Raw genomic sequence first — 21,923 nt, forward strand, 5'->3', positions numbered from 1 at the left:
CCTCCCCTTTAGATTTCTAAATAAGGCTCAACTGCTTTTTGCATATCAGCAGCCGCAACCACCTTACGATGGCGAATCGGAGCACTGTCAAGGCCGGCAACTGCTGTCGGTACAGCAACGCCCGACAGCTCATTTAAGTCGCGGACAGCTGCAAAATCATCTCCCGAATCCTTACCGGTGACTGCCTGAACAGTAACCCGCGGAAACTTATAAGGGCTGGCTGTCGAAGCAATGACCGTCGGTTTAGAATCCCCCGAAGCCGTCTTATAGGCACGGTAGACAGCAGAAGCCACAGCTGTGTGCGGATCTTCAATGTAGCCGTTATCCTCATAAACACGCTTAATTTCTGCAGCTGTTTCTGCTTCGCTGGCAAACCCTGCTGCAAACAAATCTAAAATATCTCTGTCTGCATTTTCCAAGGTATATTCGCCTTTTTCTGCCAGAGCTTCCATAAGCTCTTTTGTCTTAGCAGAATCATTGCCCAGCAGATGAAAAATGAGCCGCTCTAAGTTTGATGAAACCAAAATATCCATGGACGGACTGGTAGTAACGTAAAATTCACGTTTTTTATCATAGGTTCCGGTTTTGAAGAAATCAGTCAGTACATTGTTTTCATTTGAGGCACAGATTAATTTTCCGACCGGTACACCAATTTGATAAGCATAATAGGCAGCCAAGATATTGCCAAAGTTTCCGGTCGGCACGGTAAAGTTGACCTTGTCTCCATTTTGAATATCTCCGGATTTGACCAGCTGCGCATAGGCATAAACATAGTAAACAACCTGAGGAATTAAGCGGCCGACATTCATTGAATTGGCAGAAGAAAACTGAGCTCCTTTTTGCAGCAGCTTATCCCGCAGTTCAGCATCATTGAACATTTTTTTAACATTGGTCTGAGCATCGTCAAAATTCCCTTCAATGGCAACGACGTGAGTGTTGCTCCCCTTTTGCGTTGTCATTTGCAGTTCTTGGATTTTGCTGACGCCTCCGTGAGGATAAAAGACAATGATCTCTGTTCCGGGCACATCAGCAAAACCTGCCATGGCAGCTTTGCCAGTGTCGCCCGATGTTGCTGTCAATATAACAATTTTATTATCAACACCCTGCTTTTTAGCAGCTGTCGTCAGCAAATAAGGAAGAATAGACAAGGCCATATCTTTAAAAGCAATGGTTGAGCCATGGAACAGTTCAAGGTTGTACTGACCGTTAAGCTTAACAAGCGGTGCAATCACCGGTGTATCGAACTTGTCGTCATAGGCATGCGCAATGCAGTAATCCAGCTCTTCTTCAGTAAAGTCATCCAAAAAAGCAGATAAGACTAATTTGGCAACTTCTTGATAAGAAGCTGTCTTTAGCTGTTCAAAATCCAGCTCAACCTGCGGATAAGAAACAGGGGTAAACAAACCGCCGTCCGCAGCTAATCCTTGCAAAATAGCCTGGCTGGCAGTCACAGTATTGTCGGCATCACGAGTCGATTGATAAACTAGGGTCATGATTCATCCTCTTCTTTTATAGATAGCTTTTTTAGCATTATACCATAATTATATCAAAAGAGCGCAGCTTTATTCAGCTAGGTGAAAAATCTAAAACCGCCTTTAAATCATTAGTCAACTACTTATTTTCTCTGCAGCCGCTGGATTAGAAAGCACTCAAAAAGCCGGGAAATTCCCAGCTTTTTGAGTAAAAAATTTAGTTGCCCCAGCGAGAATCTACCCCGGCAATGGAAATCCATACCACCGCCAAAGCATTGTAAAGCAAAGCAGACATTTGCACTGTACCCTCCTGTTTCTACCATTTGATGTCACCTATATTATAACGCAAGAATCTGTTTTTGCAAGCCCATTTTAAAAGTTTTTTAAAGATTTTGTAAATGTTATTATAGATGACATCGAACGTTAGCTTTAGACACTGATTGACCTAAGCAGTGTCAGCTTTTCTCTTCATTTTCCCGCTTTATATTGGCTTTGCTAGCATTATTCTGTAGCATTTATTCACACGGGAAACAACAAACAAAAAGCATACCCGCCGATTTATAGCAGCTATGCTTTTATTTATAGAAGGAGGAATCAATTGCCTGCGCTTAGGCATTTATTCCTTTTAGAAACTGCTTATTTTTCACCTTTTGCAGGTTTTTTAGCAGACGTCTGAATGGCTTTTTTGATGGTTTCAACATAGAGTTTCGCCCCTTCATCACTGCTGTCATTATAGTGAACACCATCAGATTCCGTCCAAATCTCAGAATGCGCAACAGCCGCTTCATACCAGTCTGCAACCGTAACATATTTGTACTTTTTAGCCAGACTTAGCTCATAGCTGCGAACATCAGGAATACGCTCGTCTTTAGTATTGTAAGGCGTCACAATGACTAAACGATGGCCGTCCGGAAGAGCATTGATAAACTGCTGAATGTTATTTTCATATCCCTCAATTGAATTGACACCAACAGCAAGAACTACTGTTTTGGACAAACTCTTGTTGGTGATATGGTTCTGGAAGATCTCATAGGCACTTTCAAAATTTCGGCTTACCGCTGCATCAACCTGCGCTTCCGGCAGGACTGCTGAAAAAGCAGAACTGGAGCGCAGGGTGACCGAGTCACCGATAACAGTAATATCACTAATGGCACCAGCATCACCGGCAGCAAGCGTATGGGTTCGGTTCATATTGTTATCAGCCTGATTAAGCGAATCAACCAGCAGGCTGGTCTCAAAGGCTCCGACATGCGGCGCAGTGACGGTAATACCCAAAACGATAGCAGTCAAAAGACCGGCAAAACCGTAAAACCATTTTTTATAATGATCCAGATGGATTTCCAGTCCAAAAAGAGAGGAGCGTTTACCGGCAATATAGGGCTCAACAACATAGTAAGAAAGCGTTGAAAAGACAACTGAGAAAAACAAGGTAAAGATAACTGCCAGCCAGTTACTCATCAGCTGACCAAAAATAATGTAAAAAGGCCAGTGAAAAAGATACATGCCATAGCTGATATCCGCCAGATAAGTGACAGCAGCAGGCTCCGATAAATCAGGCGTCTGTTCATGCAAAATACGGCTTGAATAGACCATGACAGCTGTAAATAAGCTAGCCAGACCAAAACCAAATAGGTAAGTAATAATACTATCAAAGTCAAGTACAAAGCCTAACAGAAAGAGCAAAGCCGCACTGCCGATCATGTAAACAAGCACGCGCTTTGTCGGCCAGAGGCGAACATTTTTCTTAAACCGCTTGGTTGTTTCACGAATCCCTGAGGTTGTCGCGAAAATAGCTCCCAGGAAAAATGGAAAAATGTGCGTCAGCGTTGAGAAGTAAATGACTGAAAAATTACTTACAAAGAAAGCACGTATGAACATGCTGACAAAGCTGAAAAGAAACAGAACTGCCGAAATCAGGAAAATCAGCCCGCGGAACTGCCGCTGATCTTTAACCTTTCTTGACAAAAACCACACCAGAATCCCCCAAAAAAGGTAAAAATGCACTTCAATGGCTAAACTCCAAGTATGGACAAAAAGATGCGGAATAAACTGACTTTCATAGCTGCTGCCCGTAAAAATCTCATAAAGATTAGTCGTGAATCCCAGCACGGCAGCAATCTGCCGGCCAATGTCCGCCACAAAATCTTTTCTAATCAAAAAGGTAAAGGGCATGGTTACCAGCACCATGATAACCAAAGGCGGAACAATACGATAAAAGCGCCGCCGCAAAAAGCCTAAAAGGTCTATTGCCTTATTTCGAGCATACTCATCAATCAGCAAGGCTGTGATAAGATACCCTGAAAAAGTGAAGAAAACGTCTACTCCAATAAAGCCGCCCGGAAAAGCCTGCTTAAAGAAGTGATAGAATAAAACCAGAAAAAGCCCGGCAATTCTAACAAAAGAAAACCATTTTATTCTCATTTTTGATAAATTCCCTGTTTAAACTTTCCTTTATAAATTTTCTTGTCCTTAGCAATCAGCTTGCCCTGACCGTCAGCCTGACCTTTCTTGAACTCTCCGGTGTAGGACCAGCCCATGCCGGATTTGAAAGTACCGCGGCCGTTGAAAACACCGTTAACAAAGTTACCCTCATAAACATCTCCGTTAGGGTAGGTCAGCTTGCCCTGACCGTTCATCCGATGGTTGAGGACATAGCCGGTGTATTGAATTTTGCCATTTTCATAGGTCAGCGTTGCCTTGCTGCCAAATTTAATGCTAAAAACAGATAAGCCGCATACAACGATGACAATGACTGCTAATAATTCTAATTTTTCTCTTGTTATCTGTATCTTCTTCATCTTATTTATTCAATTCTATTTAATAATGCCATTTTACTACAATTTGAAAATATAACAAGGTGCAGCTAATCAATTTTTCCCAGCCACATGCGGCAGCCCTTTTGAACTAAGCGGTAAGTTTCTTCAAAGTCCCCTGTATAATAAGGATCCGGCACTCCGCCATCTGTAAAAAGGAAGATTTTATCATCAAACTGACCCTTTGACATTTTCTTTAAATCATGAACGTTTGCACGGTCCATTCCAATAATAAAATCAAAATAGCGAAAATCAGTCATGCTGATTTGCTGAGATTTCTTGGAGGAATCATAGGCAATATCATATTTTTTAAAAATTTTCTGTGTCCCGCGATGAATCGCATTGCCGTGTTCCCAGCCTGATGTCGCTCGGCTGGCAATTTCAAGATTGTCGGAAGCAACTGCTTTCATGACAAATTCGGCCATTGGACTGCGGCAGATATTTCCCAAGCAGACAAAACAAATTTTCTTCATATATAATTTCCTTTTAATGCTCAAGCCGTTAGTTGTCTTCTATATAATCATAGCCCAAGTGCTCATAAGCCTTAGCCGTTGCGACACGGCCGCTGCGCGTTCGCATAATAAAGCCTTTTTGAATGAGGTAGGGCTCATACATGTCCTCAACCGTTTCACGCTCTTCCGCGATATTCACTGACAGCGTTCCCAGGCCGACAGGCCCGCCGTGATACATTTCAATCATTGTTTTGAGAATCTTCTGGTCAATATAATCCAGCCCTTCGTGATCCACATCAAGCATGGTCAGAGCCTTATCCGTTATTTGATCATCAATCAGACCGTCTCCCATAATCTGAGCATAATCACGCACGCGCTTTAACAGACGGTTAGCAATACGCGGAGTCCCTCGGGAGCGTCTGGCTAATTCGAGCGAAGCCTGATGGGTAATTTCCATCTCAAAAATATCTGCTGTCCGCTCAACAATCTCGGTCAGGTCAGCTTCTGTATAGTATTCCATGTGACCGGTAATCCCAAAGCGGGCCCGCAATGGATTAGAGAGCATACCGGCACGTGTTGTTGCACCAATCAGCGTGAATGGCGGCAGATCAAGATGCACACTGCGGGAGGTTTCACCGGCACCAATCATAATATCAATGTAGAAATCCTCCATAGCACTGTAAAGAACCTCTTCTACAGCCATGGGCATTCGGTGAATTTCATCAATAAAAAGCACATCTCCAGGTTCCAATTCATTGAGAACAGCTACCAAATCACCAGCCTTCTCAATAGCCGGTCCGCTGGTTTGCTTGAGATTGACTCCCAGTTCATTCGCAATGACAAAGGCCATCGTGGTCTTACCAAGCCCCGGAGGACCAAAAAGCAAGACATGGTCCAGTGCCTCATCGCGCTGCTTGGCCGCCTCAATAAAAATTTTCAGCTGATCCTTTACCTTATTTTGACCAATATATTCCTGCAAATACTGCGGACGCAGAGTTCGTTCAACAAACTCTTCATCACCCATAAGCTCATTATCTAAAATTCTAGTCATAGTTTAATTGTATCATCTTGCAGGCAAAAGAAAAAGACAAAAATCAGCTTCAATAAAAAATTTAAACAGCTCTGCAAAAAAAGAAAGACCTTTGCTGAAAGGCAAAAATCTTTCTCCTTTTGACCGTAAGACCGCTTTTGAGTACTTCTGGTATATTTGCTAAAAAACTGTGCGGCCTGATACTGATCAAAAAGCCTTATCTGGAAGTTTTAGCTGTGTTTTCACAAACTAGATTCCCCACCAGTCAAGGGCTCTTAAAATTGTTAAAAAAACTGTAGCCATACCCTTTCTCCTTTCTTTTTTGATGGTATCATTATAAAGTATTGGAGAAGAAAAGAACAGGACATCTATGTCCTGTTTTGGGAATCCTGCTGCCACTCTCTTTCTAATTTTTCTCTCAATGTAGTGTTCTCAGTTAATTTAGCAAATAAAATGGCGGAATCATAGCTTTTTCTAGCCCGTGCTTCATCATTTTCGACTAACAGATAATGCTTCCACTCAAGTATACTGACAATAGGCTTCTTTTGAAAATCAGAGGTTTTCATCATGATGTCATTGGCAACTGCAATCAGCTCTTTGATCATGTCATATTTTTCCAAAAGCAAAAGGATGCCGAAATTGTTGAGCAGAACATTATTAAGTACAAATAAATCTTCGACGGGCAGATAATCACTCTGCTTTAAAAGGACCTGCATCAGTTTATCGTACTTGTCTAAGTCGAAAATATCCTTGCGCAAATCACTGATGGTCAGGCAGGAAAAATAGAGGTCAATGATGATTAAATCATTTACCTGATAGCGTTTGCGCATCAAGATCTGGTCAAAGTAATCATTTAAAATGCCAACCCCAAAATCAATATTTTCACTGAGATGAATGTCTAATTTTGACTGTAGAGCATCAACCACAAGCTGCTCTTCTTCCGGCAGGGTGTCGTAAAAATGATTAAAAATCTCATCAAAATAAGCCTCCCTTTCAGCCAGCTTTTCCTGATCGCCGTAGGTCGGTGTTCTAAGTAACAGATACTTCAGCTCCTTATAGCGGCTAGGCAGGTCAATGTTTCGCCCATCAGTCAGATAATCCAGTGTCACACCCAAACGCTCAGCAATATAAACAGCCTTTCTGAGTGTAGGAACAGACTCCCCCGACTCAATCCTTGTCAGCTGCCGCATGGACAGTTCAGACTCATCTTGACAGAAAACTTCTTTGGTCGGTCCCTTTTCTAACCGCAGCCGCTTTACTCTCTCCCCAAAATCTTCTAACATAAAATCTCTTTCTCATTTTTTATTATTCTATCATAAGTCTATAATATAGTAAATTTTTCTGATATTTTTATGCTGATTTTTAAGTGTAAAAAGCTGCGACTTTCGTCACAGCTGTCTGTCGTTTATTAATCTTCCAGGCCAATGCGTTTGAAAATCTCATCAACACGCTTAGTGTAGTAAACAGGGTTGAACAGCTCATCAATCTCATCCTGACTCAAGCGCGACGTAACAGCTTCGTCAGCTTCAAGAAGCGGTTTGAAGTCCACTTGATTGTCCCAAGAATAGGCTGTCTTAGGCTGAACCAGATCATAGGCTTCTTCACGGGTCATGCCTTTTTCGATAAGCTTAAGCATAACGCGCTGGCTGAAGATAAGACCAAAGGTTGATCCCATATTGCGCAGCATGTTTTCCGGGAAAACCGTCAGATTTTTGACGATATTGCCAAAACGGTTGAGCATATAATCAATGAGAATAGTCGTATCCGGTGCGATGATGCGCTCAGCCGAGGAGTGCGAAATGTCACGTTCGTGCCAGAGAGAAACGTCCTCGTAAGCCGTAATCATGTGACCGCGAATAACACGCGCAAGACCCGTCATATTTTCAGAGCCGATCGGGTTGCGCTTATGAGGCATAGCAGAGCTGCCCTTTTGACCCTTGGCAAAGAATTCTTCCACTTCACGCTGTTCTGATTTTTGCAGACCTCGGATTTCCGTCGCCATGCGCTCAATTGAGGTTGCAATGCTGGCAAGAACGGCAAAGTATTCAGCATGCAGGTCACGCGGCAGAACTTGCGTTGAGATTTCCTGAGCACGGATGCCCAATTTTTCACAGACGTATTTTTCCACAAATGGCGGAATGTTGGCAAAGTTCCCAACGGCACCGGAGATTTTCCCGGCTTCGACACCGGCGGCCGCATGTTCAAAACGCTCAATGTTGCGCTTCATTTCGCTGTACCAAGTGGCTAATTTAAGACCAAAAGTCGTTGGCTCCGCATGAACACCGTGCGTACGTCCCATCATGATGGTAAACTTGTGTTCACGTGCCTTATCAGCGATAATCGCGAGGAAATTGTCCAAGTCCTTGCGAATGATGGCGTTCGCCTGCTTGTAGAGGTAGCCGTAGGCCGTGTCCACCACATCGGTCGAAGTGAGGCCGTAGTGAACCCACTTGCGCTCGCGGCCAAGTGTCTCAGACACCGCACGGGTAAAGGCAACCACATCGTGGCGGGTCTCCTGTTCAATCTCCAGAATACGGTCAATATCAAAGTCCGCATTGGCGCGAATTTTCGCCACATCTTCCTTAGGGATTTCCCCCAGCTCCGACCATGCCTCATCGGCCAAAATCTCGACCTCCAGCCAAGCACGGTACTTGTTCTCTTCACTCCAAATCTTCGCCATCTCAGGGCGTGAATAACGTGTTAACATTGTTTTAAACTCCTTTGGCTTTCAGCCAGACTTCTAATTTATTTTTTCTTTGCCCTGACGGGCAGTTTTTTAATGATGTTTCACTTAGGTGGGGGGTATATTTAAAAGTTATTAAGCGCATCTTCTAGCTCTTCTTCTGAGTATCCAAACGTATAATCTTCATCTTTCCCACTAGAGGCCCAAATATCCGCAGCATCATACACATCCAACGTTTCATCTTCATAATCATCAAGTTCGTCAAAGTCATCGAATTCAATGCCTTCCTCAAATCGTTCACCTCTATAATATGGTCCGACATATTTTTGAGTGGGACCATTTTTAGTATGATAGGTTTGATAATGCCCACTTACTATATGATCTTCTGGAGACTTGCGTTCACTCCTAACTGCATCTACAATACTATCATCTTCCTCGAAACCATCCATTGATGTATCTTCAAGATCTATATCATCGTTGTCCTCATTATTAAAGACAGGTAGCTCACAATTGCTTTGAGATTTATTTATAACTATCGCTGTTATTGCAGTCACTGCCGTTGCAACAATCAATCCTATTGCTACTTTAACACTTGGCTTTTCCCAAAGTTTTGCAGCTTTCCATTTAAGTTTCTCAATTTTTGTTTTTTCATTTAAGATAGGGATTAAGATATTCATTGAAAAATCAGAACTAGTCTTTTCTTGTCGTCCATATAGTTCAATATTTTTTTCTGATGCTAAATTAAAGGCAGAGAACGCAAACTTCCATCCTTCAATAACTGACTGCTCTAACGGTCCAGTTAGTAATAACCTTACATAACGCCCTTTTGGCATAGTTATTATATCGTAATCAGATAAGTCATCATCTGAATCATATCCTTGAATACATATACTATACGCAAATTCTTTATTTTCATTTGGAAGAGTTTTTATTACAAGTGGGTTCTCAAGATAATTTTTTTCCTTAGTATAAAATTCATTCCAAATTACTGAAAAATCTGTCTCTGAATTACATTTCCAAGAATAGCCATAATATATTTGCTCTTCTCTTTCCTCAATTTTGTATTGAACCATAGCACTCCTATTAGTCATTATTATACTCCTGTTTTACAGTTGTCTTTCAACTGTAGCTGCTGCTGTTTCCTTCTTTTCAGCTTTCTTCCCACCTTTATCCTTGTAACGTTTTCGGATAGTGTTGAGTTGAGTTTTGAGGGTTTGTCGGCATTTTCTGGTTAACCGTAGGCTAGGACAGTAACAAGGTTGATCAAACCTTTGGAACTTTCTAAAAGTCTGTTTGACATGTTGAGGGAACTTGCAGGAAGTTTCAGTGGTTTGTTTGAGAAGGAAGTTTATTTATTTCAAATAATGTTCCTTTGTAGCACCCTCATAAATTTTATCGCGTATCCCATTCATCAAATTAATTACTAGTTTTTTATATTCAGAAAACACTTCTTGGGTCACTTTATCATTTGAGCTTATATCTCCACCATGTGCTACTCCATTTCTATAATCTAAAAACGATTTCATCTTTTCCTTTAGAGTAGAATTTGGGTAATTATAGTTATTTTCATCCCATCTTTCAGGAAATTCCTCCAAGGCAAACTGCTTCATGATTTTATTCAACACTTCAAAGCTAACATTACTCTCCGTATTGACCCCAACACTAAAAGAAATTGTATCCGAAAGAAAATGGGTTCGTAAATTAGAGAAAAAAGTTGCTTTTTTAGGAGTTTTTTCAGGATACTCTTTAAATTGTTTAAACTTAGACTCTAAATGGAAAACTACTAAGCTGTCTTGACAATTATTAAATGAGATATTCAATTTATTAAGTGTCATTAGATATTTACTAAATGTATTTTGAATAAATCCTTCCCATATAGCATACAACATTGCGATTGTTTGTACAGAAAAAATAGCAATATGTTCATCAGTCAAACGATATCTTTGAGTAAACACTACTTTCTCAATCTCATTTATTGTGTGTTCAGAATCTTGAATCAAATCATCTAATTCTCTAAAAAAGTTCTGTAACTCTCTATTCATTTCTAAAAATCTCTTGAGCACGTTGTAAGCGTCTCTTTACTCGGCTTCTGCTACTTGAAGCACTCCCAGATAGTCGTTTAAATTCATCATCCGACCGTAGACTTTCTATTTTATCTTTTAGTTTTTCTAAGTCAGTTGAATAATACTCTATGTTTTCTGAAACTCCTATCATAATCCCTTCAAATAAAGCAGGAACAAAAAGATTACGGTCATTTCTAAATAAATTAAAGTCCTTAATTTTTGATAGTAAGTCTACTGTGTTATTAAATATTTCTCTATATTGATTACTTTCAAAATTTCCACTAGCCACAGTTTCTTGCATAAATTTATCAAGAAAGTTTTGTGTACTCAAATTTATTTTTGAAACATTATTATAGAATGCAATAAACCTCAATACTAGTTCTTGATCATATAACTGTTGAATCTTAGGCTCGCTCAAATTAGTTAATGTTTTGAATTCTGGATTTTGACTTAACTCTTCAATCAATTCATTTAAGGTCGGATCAATACCGCGGTAGATAGCATTCCTAATTTCTTGAGGAGTCAATTTAGTTCCACCAGAATTTAATCTTTTAAAAAGTTCATACTTCATTGAAGTATTACTTTTCCCTCTTAAAATCTCTACACGACAGACAGAGCGTTTAATATTAAGAGAAAACTTTTTAGGTAGTGTCTCTGAATTGAAACCTTCTAACTCCTTAATTAGATCTCCTGATTCTAATTCCCAATTATTCATATTAGAAACAATATCTTCCGCTACATCAGATTCTTCTTCAGGCAACTCTAAATCTTGTTTTAGTCTACCAAAAAAGCTTAATATGGTAGAAACTCTCTGTAAACCATCTACCAGTTCCCAAACTCCATCTTCGTCCTCTGCAACAAAAATAGGAGGAATTGGAATTCCCATTAAAATAGATTCAATCAAGGAAGTTTTTTGTGAATTTGTCCATCTAAACAGTCTCTGATACTCTGGTCTAATAATCAATTCTTCTTGCTCATATAGATTCATAATTTCTCCAAAAGAAATATCCATTCTGTCTGCAGAAAGTTTTTTTCTTTCATCCGAAATTTGCTGTTCTAATAAAGCGATTTTTTCCGCTAAGTGTTCCATATTATTTTTACTCCCTACTCTTATTGTGTAACTTGCTTGTGTCTCTCCCCAAACTCCCTCACTTTATCCGGCTCATCACTAAACACCGTGATGTGTCCCATTTTGCGGTTGTGCTTGGCTTCTAGTTTACCATAAAGGTGGAGGTGGGCGCTAGGGTTGGCGCGGACATAGGCTTGGGCTTTTTCCATGTGTTGCCCGAGGACATTGAGCATGACAGCCGGTGCATGCAGGTGAATGTCGGGCAGGGGTGCTCCAAGCACGCCTAGGATATGGGTGTCGAATTGCGAAAAGTCGCAGGCTTCAATGGAATAGTGCCCTGAGTTGTGAGGGCGCGGTGCGATTTCGTTAACGATGATAGCATCATCTGTCGCAAACATTTCCACACAGAGGGTGCCTGACAGATTCAGCTGTTTGGCGATTTGCACCGCCATGGTCTGTGCCTGAGTGCTCAATTCATCCGAAATACGGGCCGGAACAATGGTTTTAGAGAGAATATTGTTGCGGTGGATATTTTCCTGAACGGGAAAGACCGTCACGTCTGTCCCGTTTCCTGATACAATGACGGAAATTTCCAGATTGAAATTGACAAATTCTTCCAGAACACAGTCTGCTGTGTCCGCTAACTGACAGGCGTCAGCCAGATTTTCCTCAGACCTGATGACTACCTGACCATGCCCATCGTAGCCGCCTGTCGCGGTTTTGAGGACATAATTTTTAGACAGATCAAGACCGTCCAAATCGCTGCTGGAGTGAACCACCTTGTAGGGTGCCACAGGGACATTTGCCTTGTTAGAGAGGAAGTCTTTTTCAAAAATTCGGTTTTGGGAAATGCGGAGTAAATCTGTGCCTTGAGGCAGCTGACCGTCCTTGACAACAGCGTCAAGGGCGTCTGCATCAACATTTTCAAATTCATAGGTCAAGACATCGCAGCGTACCGCCAGCTGACGCAGAGCGTCCACGTCATCGTAGGGTGCCGCAATAACCTCTGCTACCCGAGAAGCTGGGCAATCCGCTGCGGGATCTAAGGCAATGACCTTATGTCCCATATAAATAGCAGAAATAGCCATCATCTGCCCCAGCTGACCGCCGCCGATAATTCCTATGGTCTTAGTTGAGCTCATCAGTCGACTCCTCGGCGATTCTGCCCTGTTCTTTGTGGAAATCAGAAAGCAGCTGAGTGATTTTTTCATCCTCAACCGAGAGAATTCGCAGAGCTGTCAGAGCAGCGTTGGTCGCTCCCGCTTCACCAATGGCCATGGTCGCAACAGGCACACCGCCCGGCATCTGAACGATGGAATAAAGGGAATCAAGGCCGCTCAAAGCGCGTGATTTGACCGGCACACCGATGACCGGCAGCGTTGTTTTGGCTGCCACCATCCCCGGCAGATGGGCTGCACCGCCGGCACCTGCAATGATGACTTTAATGCCGCGGTCTCTAGCTTCTTCGGCGTGTTTGAACATAAGATCCGGTGTGCGGTGGGCTGAGACAACTTTCTTCTCATAAGCCACGCCGAACTGATCTAAAACTTCTGCGGTTTTTTGCATGGTAGCCCAGTCGGATTTGGACCCCATGATAATAGAAATAATTGGTTGCATTTCTTCTCCTTTTTCAAGCCTGTCTTAAGCTGTGAGGTCGTCGTGAGCTTCCTTGCGTGAGTTGCTACGCTTTTCTTCTCGTCTTTTTAAAAGTCGAGGAAAAGTAAGCAACTCATCTGAGAAATCTCCTTGACTAAGTTTGTAGCCTAAAGTCTACAAACTTCCCTAAAATACCACAGCGGCGACAGGCTTGGTTTCATTGCGACCTTCGGTCGCTTAGCTGCGCTAAACTTTAGTCTTTAATGGCTTTGCTGCCGATATCGTGGCGATAGAAGAGTCCGTCTGTGTTTTGTTTGGCGAGTTCCTTGTAAATTTTGTCCTGACAAGCTTTGACCGTGTCTGCTGTGGTAACAAGCATGTAGACACGTCCGCCGTTTGACAAGAGCAGCTCGCCATTTTCCGAAAACTTAGCCCCTGCATAATAAGTGATGATATCGCCGTCGGTCTTAGCTGGCAGCTCCACACCCTTATCATAGGCTAAGGGATAGCCATTTGATGCGACAACCACGCCCAGGGTCACTCCCTTATCCAGCCAAGTCATGTGCGGCTCTCTGCCCTCCAAAATATCCGTGATGTTCTGCGCAAAATCAGACATCAAACGCGGCAGGATAATCTGAGTCTCAGGGTCACCAAAGCGCGCGTTAAACTCAATGACCTTGGGACCATCAACGGTCAGGATCAAACCACAGTAGAGCACGCCCAGATAAGGCCGTCCTTCTTTAATCATGCCCTCAAGCACAGGCTTGACGATGGTTTCCACCGCCGTGTCCACCACGCTTTGAGGCAGGTGCGGCACCGGTGCATAAGCCCCCATGCCCCCTGTATTAGGCCCCTTGTCGCCATCGTAGGCCCGTTTGTGATCCTGAGCTGTCGGCAGGATGTAAAATTTATCACCGTTGACCAAGGCAAAGAGGGAAAACTCCTCACCGTCCAGAAACTCTTCGATAACCACACGCGCACCCGAATCACCAAACTTATTGTCCAAAAGCATCTCGCGCGCCGCTTCTACAGCCTGCTCCACAGTTTCTGCCACGACGACACCCTTGCCCAGTGCTAAACCATCAGCCTTGACGACGATTGGTGCGCCCTGCTTTTCGATATAAGCCTTGGCTTCTTCAAAGTCGGTAAATGTGCCATAGGCTGCTGTCGGAATATCGTATTTGACCATGATTTCCTTGGCAAAATCTTTCGACCACTCCAGCTCCGCCGCTGCCTTAGTCGGGCCAAAGGCTTTGAGTCCAGCTTGGTTAAAATCATCAACGATGCCAGCTGCCAACGCATCATCAGGGCCAATAAAAGTCCAGGCAATGTCATTGCTCTTTGCAAAATCAATCAAAGCAGAATGTTCGGAAATTCCAATATTAACCAAATCCAACCCATCAAGGGTCATGCCATCATTGCCGGGCGCCACAAAGACCTGCTCAACCTGCGGAGACTCCAACAACTTCCTCGCAATCGCATGCTCACGACCGCCAGAACCAACAACCAAAAGTTTCATAGCTAAGATACCTCAATATAAAGAAAACGTCTGGAAAAATTTCCAAAAACTGAGTTTATTCCGTGAAATACAGATATTTCACGAATTATATAGGATTATTATAACATATTTGTTCGTTATTACGAAATAATCGTAATGGAATAAGCGTAAAAAGAATAAGATTAGTAAAGTTTATAACGAAAAATGACTGAGTCAATTATTAGAAAAAATCTCCACGGAACACCCTAATGTTATTAAAAATTAATAATCACTAGCATTTTCTTTTTTAACACCTATGTTATAATGAACAATTAAAAAAGGGGGAATGAGATTGAAAATTTTTACAAATAACCAAGCTGATAAAGTGAAACGAATAACTCAATTTATAAAAGATAATCGGGGAGATCTCACTTACTTGTCATCAATATCTTTAATCAATGCTCTCTGTGCTTTTATAACTCATTTCACGCAGCTTCATTTAATCTTTGCTGCTATTTTTATAGCTACTCTTACTATTCTGCGATGCTTTCTACTTTTAAGGTTCTTTTCAAAAGGTCATGAGGTTAAAATCAAGAAGATAGATCTGCTGTGGATAATTCCTATTTATTTGATTAACTTTGGAGGATTAACACTGATAGAATTTAGCTTACTTTATCAGTTTAAGTTAATAAATCTAATATTTGCATTTATCTTCTCCGGTCTCAATCTAAGTACTTTTTATCTTAGTAAATGGTTTATTAGCAGCAATCCTTGGGTACACATCCTTACAGATATTCTAACAACTCCACTGTTATATTTATTAACAGCATGGTTTCAAAAAATACCAAACCTAATAATAGTTATCTGTGTTTTTGGTTTACTTGGGTTAAGATATCTCTTCATTATCAGACTATATAGCAAGAAATTATCACTTTTGATAAATGAAAATTCTTATATCGTTAGTGAAACTTTTTCATTTTTCGTTTATTTCGCTACTCTTGCTAATATTGATCAAATCTTAAATCATTCTTTAATAACGGTAAACGGAGCATTAGAGGTTTTCTCTTATCTTTTCTTTTATGTGTCTTTACTCTATATAAAAATTTTGTCCTATAAAATCTATGTTCTTTCAAAGAAAGAGGCAAGTGCTTTTATGATCTTCGGATTCAGCTATTTTATAACTATTGTAATAATTGCTGCTATTCTTCTCTATTTCCAAAACGATGGTGGTTTAGATCTTCTGATGTGGATAGTTTCTGTAATTAGTCCTACTTTTTTACAAGGTATCTTTAGCGTACAAGAATTTAGACTAAAACGAACAATTCAACCTTCTGCAAAGTTTAAATTTATGGTTTATGGGTTTAATATTACATTGTTTTTGACCCTGTTATTATTGAACTTACTGATCAAGTGGGGAAAACACCATTCTATTCCTATTATAGATGCGCAGTATCCTTATCATTTTATTGACTATAGAAATATGATACTCTTTTGCAGCATGATAGGAGTTGTAGTCAGTTTTATCATAACTGAATCTTTATCTAAATATTTTACTAATCCTAAGAATGATTTTTCCACTGTAAAACCTCCGAAACGTAGAATTCCACAAAGAGTTCATAAAAAGAAGTAATACTAAAAAGCATCAGTTCAGACTAACTGGTGCTTTTAGATCGTTTCTGATTAAAAAAGAATATATAACGGATATGTCCGGTTACTCAATAATTGGAATATACCATATCACTAAAAATAATATTTGCCAAGATATAATCAGTATAGACTCAAGCCTTTTGAAGCAGCTTGTGAACCTCAATAAATTCCTGCGCAATGACCTTGAAGCTTTCTGCGCTCATGAGCTGGTCTTCTGCATGCATCAAAATCAGTTTGAGATTGACTTGCTCATTGCTTGCTTCCTGTTGGATGAGACCTGCATGAGCATGGTGGCCTTCGTTGAAGTTCTTGTCTCCTTCTTTTAGTAAGGCTTCTGCTTGTTCAAAGTTACCTGTCTTAGCTTCTTGAATGGCTTCGATATAGCAAGATCTGGCAGCTCCTACTGCAGCGATAATTTGAAATGAAACTAGCTCGATTCCTTCCATTCTTTCCCTCGCTTCTAATCTCCCAGCAATTCTTTGACATGCTTGACAACTTTTTCACCATTCATGGTTCCGTAAGCCTGAATATCAATGGCTTCTACCGGTTTATCCGGAAACATGCTTTTAACTTTATTCAGATTAAAACGAATTTGCGGACCAAGCAAGATAACATCCGCATCCTGTCCTTTTTCGTCAACGGTTGATACTGGATGGGCATCTACTTCCATGTCATAATTGATACTTGCTGCGTAGTCACGCATTTTATTCATCAAGAGTGATGTTGACATGCCTGCAGCACAGACTAACAATACTTTTCTCATTTTTCTACCTCTTTCTTTACCTTAAGCTGCTTGTTCTTCTTTGTAAGCTTGATTGTCTGCAATCTTGAAGAATGGATACCAGATAAAGAGCTGAACAATAATGATGACAATAACCATCAGACCTAAACGCCACCCGCCCGAAATAAAAGGACCGATAAAAGGCGGCATGACCCAAGGAAGCTGAACCGTCGGGTTAAAAGACGCCCCTGCTCCCAAGAACTGAACAGCAATATAACCTATGGTTCCCCCAATCAAACCCGTTACAATCATTGGAATGAAGAAAATTGGATTGAGCATGATTGGCATACCGAAAATCATCGGTTCGTTGATGTTAAACATATTGGGAACAGCAGCGACATTTCTAAGGGCCTTGTAACGTTCTGATTTTGCGGTAAACATAACAAAAGCCAACGATAAGGTATTTCCGGTACCGCCAATATAGCAAGCAGTATACATCAAAGCAAAAGTCAAATGAGGCAATTGGGCCGAAGGCGTGCCAGACATGAAGGCTTCAATATTTTTTGTATTAGCGGCCATGATAATGGGCAGATAAACACTGAGCAGCGGAGCCGGATGGATTCCAAAGAACCAGCAGAAATTCAAGAAAGTCATAAAGAGAATCATTGAAATTGGTGACGAACCAAAGAGCATGACCGGTTTGGCGACTGTTGAATTAACCAATTCGAAGATATTGCCATAAGATGTTACACCAACAAGGTATCTTAAAACAAATACTCCTGTAAAAAGAATCATGGCAACAAAGGTCGGACTCAGTGATTCAGACACATTCGGCGGAACAGAGGAAGGCAGTTTCAGCTTGATGCCTTTTTTCATTAATTTGGTATAAGAGATTGCTATTAAGAGGGCAATGATCATACCAACAAAAATTCCGTTGCTGCCAAGATAAGTCGTTGAGATAGCAGCTGTGCTTTTCTTACCGACAGTCACTGTTTGAGGCATAAGAACAATAAAAGCTGCAATGGCCAATAAAGCTGTCGTAATCCCGCTTTCTCCTTCGTTTTTACCATAGTGATAAGCAACTGCAGGTGTAATATAAATAGCCAGCAGACTCGATGTAGCTGATACTAAATCAAGCATATGCTGAAGCATGCCCGTATGAGTTAGAAAGTCCTGCAAGGCTGGTATTGGCAAGTTTGCAATGACAGCAAAAGCAGCGACACCAAGCGTAATAGGCAGAGTCGTCATCATCCCTGCAGTCAAGGCAGAAATAATTTTACTCTCACTTAATTTCTGAGCAAAAGGTCCCATAACCCTTTCAAGACCTGATTGCATTGAATCCATAAATGACATCCTTTATCCTCCTTCTTAATTTAGATCTGTACCGTTTGACTGAATAACCTTTTGATACCAATAAAAACTGTCTTTGCGGCGGCGTTCCAGACTTCCTTGACCGGTATCATCGCGGTCAACATAAATCATGCCGTAACGTTTTCGCATTTCACCCGTACCTGCGCTGACTAGGTCAATGCAGCCCCAAGGCGTATATCCCATCAACTCAACGCCATCCTTATTAATAGCGTCAGACATAGCTTCAATGTGCCCTCTCATATAGGCAATACGGTAATCATCGTGAATGCTGCCGTCCTCTTCTATCTTATCTTCATAGCCAAGGCCATTTTCTACTACCCAAAGAGGCAGCTCATAACGCTCCCAAAGTGTATTTAGAGCAATCCGCAGACCAATTGGGTCAATCTGCCAACCCCAAGCATTGGCCTCAAGATAAGGGTTTTTAACGCCCATGGTAAAATTTCCTGCTTGATTAGCAGCCTTGCTAGTACTTGCCACATGAGTTGAATAGTAAGAAAATCCAATGAAGCTTACTGTCCCGTCCGCCAAGAGTTCCAAGTCGCCATCTTCCATCTCAACACGAACTCCTTTGCGTTCGTATTCTTTTAACTGATAAGCGGGATACTTCCCTCGGCACTGAACATCACTGTAAAAATGCGCCCAGTGTGAACCTTCCATAACAGCCAACTGGTCTTTGGGATTACAGGTTTCGCCATAAGTGACACCATAAGCCAGCATCATTCCAACCTTAGCATTTGGCGACAGCTCTCTTGCCAGCTGAACAGCGCGTGCGCTGGCAATAAATTGGTGGTGGGCTGCCTGCGCTTTACTTTGTTCATCTGACTTGATAAGACCGCCGCCCATGTAGGGTGCCATCGCCATCAGATTGATTTCATTGAAAGTCAGCCAATACTTGACCTTGTCTTTATACTCTGTAAAAAGAACACGGCAAAGCTTGATATAGAAATCAACGACACGACGATTCAGCCAACCGCCGTATGTATTGGTCAAATTAAGCGGTGTTTCGTAGTGAGATATTGTCACCAGAGGTTCAATCTTGTATTTATGGCATTCATCAAAAACAGCATGGTAAAAATCAATTCCTGCTTGGTTAGGTTTCTCGTCATCCCCATTTGGGAAGATTCGTGCCCAGTTAATAGATAAACGGAAGCACTTGAAGCCCATTTCAGCAAACAGAGCAATGTCTTCCTTATAATGATGATAAAAATCTGTCGCAATGTGTGACGGGTAATATTCACCATCAACAACATCCAAAACGGCACCCTCCGGCACTTCCATAGCTGCGCCGAATCCCATACCGGTCGAACCTGTTTCACCCGTTTGAGGGTTGCGCCAGGTCACTCGTCTTGCGACTGTATGACTGCCATTGGTTAAAACATCGCTGGTATTAAGGCCTTTCCCATCTTCACGATAGCCGCCTTCGTATTGGTTGGCCGCTGTTGCACCTCCCCATAGGAAATGAACAGGGAACTGTGTTTTTGCCATTGTCCCTTCCTCCAATCTCTTTATGTCTATAGTATAGCGCTTTCATTTTTTAAAATAACTCACTTCTTTAACATAAAAAAGGCGGTGATTGATTTTTTTAGTATCAACCACCGCCTTTTTTTCGCTATCCAAGAGTTAATCTTTATTGCTTAAAAGTACTATAATATCACTATATAATATTATGGAGGTAATCGTATGACTGCAACAAAAGAAGCTGTAAAACTGGCCAAAGAGATGAACAGGCTCTTCCAAGAATCAGATGACAAAAGAGATAAAAATTTACCCCAAATTATTCCTGAAGTCCAGCGTTTTAATGACATTCCTTACGGACCGATTGACAAATGGCATCTTCTTGATATTTACCGCCCCAGTAATGCCAAAAGAAAACTGCCAATTATCCTCAATATCCACGGTGGAGGCTGGGTTTACGGCACTAAGGAAACCTACCAGTTTTACGGCATGAGCTTAGCCAAAAAAGACTTTGCTTTTGTCAATATTAATTATCGGTTGGCGCCGGCAGTTGAATTTCCAAGCAGCCTTGACGATATCAATCGTGCAGTTCATTGGATATCAAAACACGCTGAAGATTATGATTTGGATTTGGATAATGTTTTTTTAGTTGGTGACAGTGCTGGAGGACAGATGGCTCTGCAATATATCACGATTCTTATCAATGACCGGTATAGAAAGCTCTTTCACTATGATAAACCACAACTTACTGTCAGAGCTGCTGCCATAAATTGCGGAGGTACTTTCCTTTATTTACCTGGCGCTATAGCTGGGGCTCCTGAAGCTTATTTTACGCAAGAAGTTCAAGAAAGATACGCTGAACATTTAACTACCGAAAAATACTTAAACATCAATTGCCCGCCCTTATTTATCATGACCGCTACTAATGATTTTCTTCGAGATGACTCCGTCAGACTAGACGGCTTTCTCATGGGAAAGGAAATTGAGCATGAATTTCATCTTTATGGGACACCGGATAATCCTAAAGGCCATGTTTTTCACTGTGATATTAGAGATGAAATGGCCCAGCAGTGTAATGAAGATGAACTTCACTTTTTTAGAAAACACATTGTTAGATAAGTTAAAAAGATCTCCTTTCATAGCGAGATCTTTTTACATTTAATCTGTCAAATACAAAAGTGTATAAAGAGCGCCAAATAGATTAGCATCATTACCAAAGGTTGCCGGTACAATGGCAATCTGAGGAAGATTCATTTTTAAAACCGGATTGCCGTTTACAAACTCATGGTACTGATTGCGGATTTCATCCAGAACAATGGGCTGGGCACTGATACCGCCACCAATGGCATAGGTAGTCAAATCAAAGAAGGATTGCAAATTTAAAATCAGATAAGCAATGTTACGGCAATAAGCCTGAAAAATCGGAAAAATCTTCTCATTTTTAGCATTGATAGCTTCAAAAGCAGCCAATCCGTCTGCCAGATTGGGCTCTCCAAGTTCCCTATTAACATCCTTAATCATATTAACAGCGGAACCCAGCACTCCTGTCATCTTGTTAAAGTCCGGCCGGCTGGCATCAAGTACCGATAAACTAAGTTCTCCTGCCTGAAAGTGCGGGCCAAGACGCAATTTCCCATCTAGGATGATCCCGCCGCCAACGCCTGTCCCGAGGACAATAACCGCTGCGTCTTTGACATCTTTTAAACTTCCAAGCCATAATTCCGCAAGTGCTGCAGCTTTAGCGTCATTTTGAACACCAACTGTTAATCCATATTTCTTACCAATAACCTGCTTAAAGCAAACACCGTCCAAATAAGTCAGAGCACCGCCAAAATAAACCGTTCCCGCATTCGTATCAACTTTTCCCGGAACACTAAAAGCTACTCCCTTTAGATCAGTGGATTGATAATGTTCAATAATCTTAAAAATTTCTTCCCAAAACTGTTCAAGGCAATCATGCGGAGTGTCTGCTTTACCAGTCTCATACACTTTCCCAGTGCCGTCCATAAGGGCATATTTGATATTAGTTCCGCCTACATCAATCGTTAAATATTTTTTCATAACAGAAGAACCT

20 protein-coding genes are annotated in these 21,923 nt (G+C 41.3%); 2 read left to right on the forward strand and 18 right to left on the reverse strand.

The genetic code is table 11. The features are described 5' to 3' along the window. Window positions 1-8 precede the first annotated feature (8 nt). From thrC to purD, 13 genes are all read right to left on the reverse strand, one after another. The gene (gene thrC / locus AC4HAN_RS09145) at window positions 9-1,493 is read right to left on the reverse strand and encodes a threonine synthase (protein WP_491092230.1); all 1,485 of its coding nucleotides are present in this window, start codon (window positions 1,491-1,493) and stop codon (window positions 9-11) included. Window positions 1,494-2,108: 615 nt separating this feature from the next. After that, the gene (locus tag AC4HAN_RS09150; protein WP_491092231.1) at window positions 2,109-3,893 is read right to left on the reverse strand and encodes an acyltransferase family protein; all 1,785 of its coding nucleotides are present in this window, start codon (window positions 3,891-3,893) and stop codon (window positions 2,109-2,111) included. Continuing rightward, window positions 3,890-4,270 (reverse strand): MORN repeat-containing protein, encoded by a 381-nt coding sequence (locus tag AC4HAN_RS09155; RefSeq protein ID WP_027974846.1) that lies wholly within the window; start codon window positions 4,268-4,270, stop codon window positions 3,890-3,892. Before AC4HAN_RS09155 ends, AC4HAN_RS09150 begins: the two co-directional genes overlap by 4 nt. A gap of 65 nt (window positions 4,271-4,335) precedes the next feature. Next, entirely contained in the window at window positions 4,336-4,758 is a 423-nt protein-coding gene (locus AC4HAN_RS09160) for a low molecular weight protein-tyrosine-phosphatase (protein WP_491092232.1), read from the reverse strand. Window positions 4,759-4,786: 28 nt separating this feature from the next. Beyond that, window positions 4,787-5,788: a Holliday junction branch migration DNA helicase RuvB gene (ruvB, locus tag AC4HAN_RS09165; RefSeq protein ID WP_491092233.1), complete on the reverse strand. Its 1,002-nt coding sequence runs from the start codon at window positions 5,786-5,788 to the stop codon at window positions 4,787-4,789. A gap of 347 nt (window positions 5,789-6,135) precedes the next feature. Beyond that, entirely contained in the window at window positions 6,136-7,050 is a 915-nt protein-coding gene (locus tag AC4HAN_RS09170; protein ID WP_491092234.1) for a helix-turn-helix domain-containing protein, read from the reverse strand. 125 nt (window positions 7,051-7,175) lie between these two features. Beyond that, window positions 7,176-8,474, reverse strand: a complete 1,299-nt coding sequence (gene purB, locus AC4HAN_RS09175; protein ID WP_491092235.1) for an adenylosuccinate lyase — start codon at window positions 8,472-8,474, stop codon at window positions 7,176-7,178. 101 nt (window positions 8,475-8,575) lie between these two features. Then, entirely contained in the window at window positions 8,576-9,541 is a 966-nt protein-coding gene (locus tag AC4HAN_RS09180; protein WP_491092236.1) for a GyrI-like domain-containing protein, read from the reverse strand. Window positions 9,542-9,802: 261 nt separating this feature from the next. Beyond that, window positions 9,803-10,492, reverse strand: a complete 690-nt coding sequence (locus AC4HAN_RS09185; protein ID WP_491092237.1) for an MAE_28990/MAE_18760 family HEPN-like nuclease — start codon at window positions 10,490-10,492, stop codon at window positions 9,803-9,805. Beyond that, on the reverse strand, window positions 10,485-11,603 hold the full coding sequence (locus AC4HAN_RS09190) for a GmrSD restriction endonuclease domain-containing protein (protein WP_491092238.1): 1,119 nt from the start codon (window positions 11,601-11,603) through the stop codon (window positions 10,485-10,487). The genes AC4HAN_RS09185 and AC4HAN_RS09190 overlap by 8 nt, the downstream gene beginning before the upstream one ends. Window positions 11,604-11,623: 20 nt before the next feature. After that, entirely contained in the window at window positions 11,624-12,724 is a 1,101-nt protein-coding gene (gene purK, locus AC4HAN_RS09195; RefSeq protein ID WP_491092239.1) for a 5-(carboxyamino)imidazole ribonucleotide synthase, read from the reverse strand. Then, entirely contained in the window at window positions 12,711-13,199 is a 489-nt protein-coding gene (gene purE / locus AC4HAN_RS09200; protein WP_491092240.1) for a 5-(carboxyamino)imidazole ribonucleotide mutase, read from the reverse strand. Before purE ends, purK begins: the two co-directional genes overlap by 14 nt. Window positions 13,200-13,431: 232 nt before the next feature. Then, window positions 13,432-14,697 carry a phosphoribosylamine--glycine ligase gene (purD, locus tag AC4HAN_RS09205; protein ID WP_491092241.1) on the reverse strand — a complete coding sequence of 422 codons (1,266 nt, stop codon included), beginning with the start codon at window positions 14,695-14,697 and terminating at the stop codon, window positions 13,432-13,434. A 310-nt stretch (window positions 14,698-15,007) separates the two neighbouring features. Between purD and AC4HAN_RS09210 the strand changes: the two genes are divergently transcribed. Then, on the forward strand, window positions 15,008-16,285 hold the full coding sequence (locus tag AC4HAN_RS09210) for a hypothetical protein (protein ID WP_491092242.1): 1,278 nt from the start codon (window positions 15,008-15,010) through the stop codon (window positions 16,283-16,285). Between the two features lie 148 nt (window positions 16,286-16,433). On the opposite strand, the gene AC4HAN_RS09215 is transcribed toward AC4HAN_RS09210, so the two are convergent. The 4 genes from AC4HAN_RS09215 to AC4HAN_RS09230 are packed head-to-tail and all read right to left on the reverse strand — an operon-like array spanning window position 16,434 to window position 19,879. Beyond that, complete coding sequence (locus tag AC4HAN_RS09215) at window positions 16,434-16,748, reverse strand: PTS sugar transporter subunit IIA (protein WP_491092243.1); 315 nt, start codon at window positions 16,746-16,748, stop codon at window positions 16,434-16,436. Window positions 16,749-16,762: 14 nt separating this feature from the next. Beyond that, on the reverse strand, window positions 16,763-17,065 hold the full coding sequence (locus AC4HAN_RS09220) for a PTS sugar transporter subunit IIB (RefSeq protein WP_491092244.1): 303 nt from the start codon (window positions 17,063-17,065) through the stop codon (window positions 16,763-16,765). 21 nt (window positions 17,066-17,086) lie between these two features. Beyond that, entirely contained in the window at window positions 17,087-18,376 is a 1,290-nt protein-coding gene (locus AC4HAN_RS09225) for a PTS sugar transporter subunit IIC (protein ID WP_491092245.1), read from the reverse strand. Between the two features lie 15 nt (window positions 18,377-18,391). Next, window positions 18,392-19,879: a glycoside hydrolase family 1 protein gene (locus AC4HAN_RS09230; protein WP_491092246.1), complete on the reverse strand. Its 1,488-nt coding sequence runs from the start codon at window positions 19,877-19,879 to the stop codon at window positions 18,392-18,394. A gap of 195 nt (window positions 19,880-20,074) precedes the next feature. Here AC4HAN_RS09230 and AC4HAN_RS09235 point away from each other — a divergent pair, with 195 nt between their 5' ends. Beyond that, window positions 20,075-20,968, forward strand: coding sequence for an alpha/beta hydrolase (locus tag AC4HAN_RS09235; RefSeq protein ID WP_491092247.1), 894 nt, complete (start codon window positions 20,075-20,077; stop codon window positions 20,966-20,968). A 39-nt stretch (window positions 20,969-21,007) separates the two neighbouring features. Here the strand turns inward: AC4HAN_RS09235 and AC4HAN_RS09240 are convergent, their stop codons facing one another. Next, window positions 21,008-21,910 carry an ROK family protein gene (locus AC4HAN_RS09240; protein WP_491092248.1) on the reverse strand — a complete coding sequence of 301 codons (903 nt, stop codon included), beginning with the start codon at window positions 21,908-21,910 and terminating at the stop codon, window positions 21,008-21,010. Window positions 21,911-21,923: the final 13 nt, after the last annotated feature.

Source organism: Streptococcus sp. ELY_86, assembly GCF_058314495.1.

Bases quoted from the DNA above. Each gene is read 5' to 3' on its own strand.
- AC4HAN_RS09240 (WP_491092248.1), bottom strand. From the start codon at position 21,910: ATGAAAAAATATTTAACGATTGATGTAGGCGGAACTAATATCAAATAT.
- AC4HAN_RS09235 (WP_491092247.1), top strand. From the start codon at position 20,075: ATGACTGCAACAAAAGAAGCTGTAAAACTGGCCAAAGAGATGAACAGG.
- AC4HAN_RS09170 (WP_491092234.1), bottom strand. From the start codon at position 7,050: ATGTTAGAAGATTTTGGGGAGAGAGTAAAGCGGCTGCGGTTAGAAAAG.
- thrC (WP_491092230.1), bottom strand. From the start codon at position 1,493: ATGACCCTAGTTTATCAATCGACTCGTGATGCCGACAATACTGTGACT.
- purD (WP_491092241.1), bottom strand. From the start codon at position 14,697: ATGAAACTTTTGGTTGTTGGTTCTGGCGGTCGTGAGCATGCGATTGCG.
- AC4HAN_RS09230 (WP_491092246.1), bottom strand. From the start codon at position 19,879: ATGGCAAAAACACAGTTCCCTGTTCATTTCCTATGGGGAGGTGCAACA.
- purB (WP_491092235.1), bottom strand. From the start codon at position 8,474: ATGTTAACACGTTATTCACGCCCTGAGATGGCGAAGATTTGGAGTGAA.
- AC4HAN_RS09180 (WP_491092236.1), bottom strand. From the start codon at position 9,541: ATGACTAATAGGAGTGCTATGGTTCAATACAAAATTGAGGAAAGAGAA.
- AC4HAN_RS09155 (WP_027974846.1), bottom strand. From the start codon at position 4,270: ATGAAGAAGATACAGATAACAAGAGAAAAATTAGAATTATTAGCAGTC.
- purK (WP_491092239.1), bottom strand. From the start codon at position 12,724: ATGAGCTCAACTAAGACCATAGGAATTATCGGCGGCGGTCAGCTGGGG.
- AC4HAN_RS09185 (WP_491092237.1), bottom strand. From the start codon at position 10,492: ATGAATAGAGAGTTACAGAACTTTTTTAGAGAATTAGATGATTTGATT.
- purE (WP_491092240.1), bottom strand. From the start codon at position 13,199: ATGCAACCAATTATTTCTATTATCATGGGGTCCAAATCCGACTGGGCT.
- AC4HAN_RS09225 (WP_491092245.1), bottom strand. From the start codon at position 18,376: ATGTCATTTATGGATTCAATGCAATCAGGTCTTGAAAGGGTTATGGGA.
- AC4HAN_RS09215 (WP_491092243.1), bottom strand. From the start codon at position 16,748: ATGGAAGGAATCGAGCTAGTTTCATTTCAAATTATCGCTGCAGTAGGA.
- AC4HAN_RS09220 (WP_491092244.1), bottom strand. From the start codon at position 17,065: ATGAGAAAAGTATTGTTAGTCTGTGCTGCAGGCATGTCAACATCACTC.
- AC4HAN_RS09190 (WP_491092238.1), bottom strand. From the start codon at position 11,603: ATGGAACACTTAGCGGAAAAAATCGCTTTATTAGAACAGCAAATTTCG.
- ruvB (WP_491092233.1), bottom strand. From the start codon at position 5,788: ATGACTAGAATTTTAGATAATGAGCTTATGGGTGATGAAGAGTTTGTT.
- AC4HAN_RS09150 (WP_491092231.1), bottom strand. From the start codon at position 3,893: ATGAGAATAAAATGGTTTTCTTTTGTTAGAATTGCCGGGCTTTTTCTG.
- AC4HAN_RS09160 (WP_491092232.1), bottom strand. From the start codon at position 4,758: ATGAAGAAAATTTGTTTTGTCTGCTTGGGAAATATCTGCCGCAGTCCA.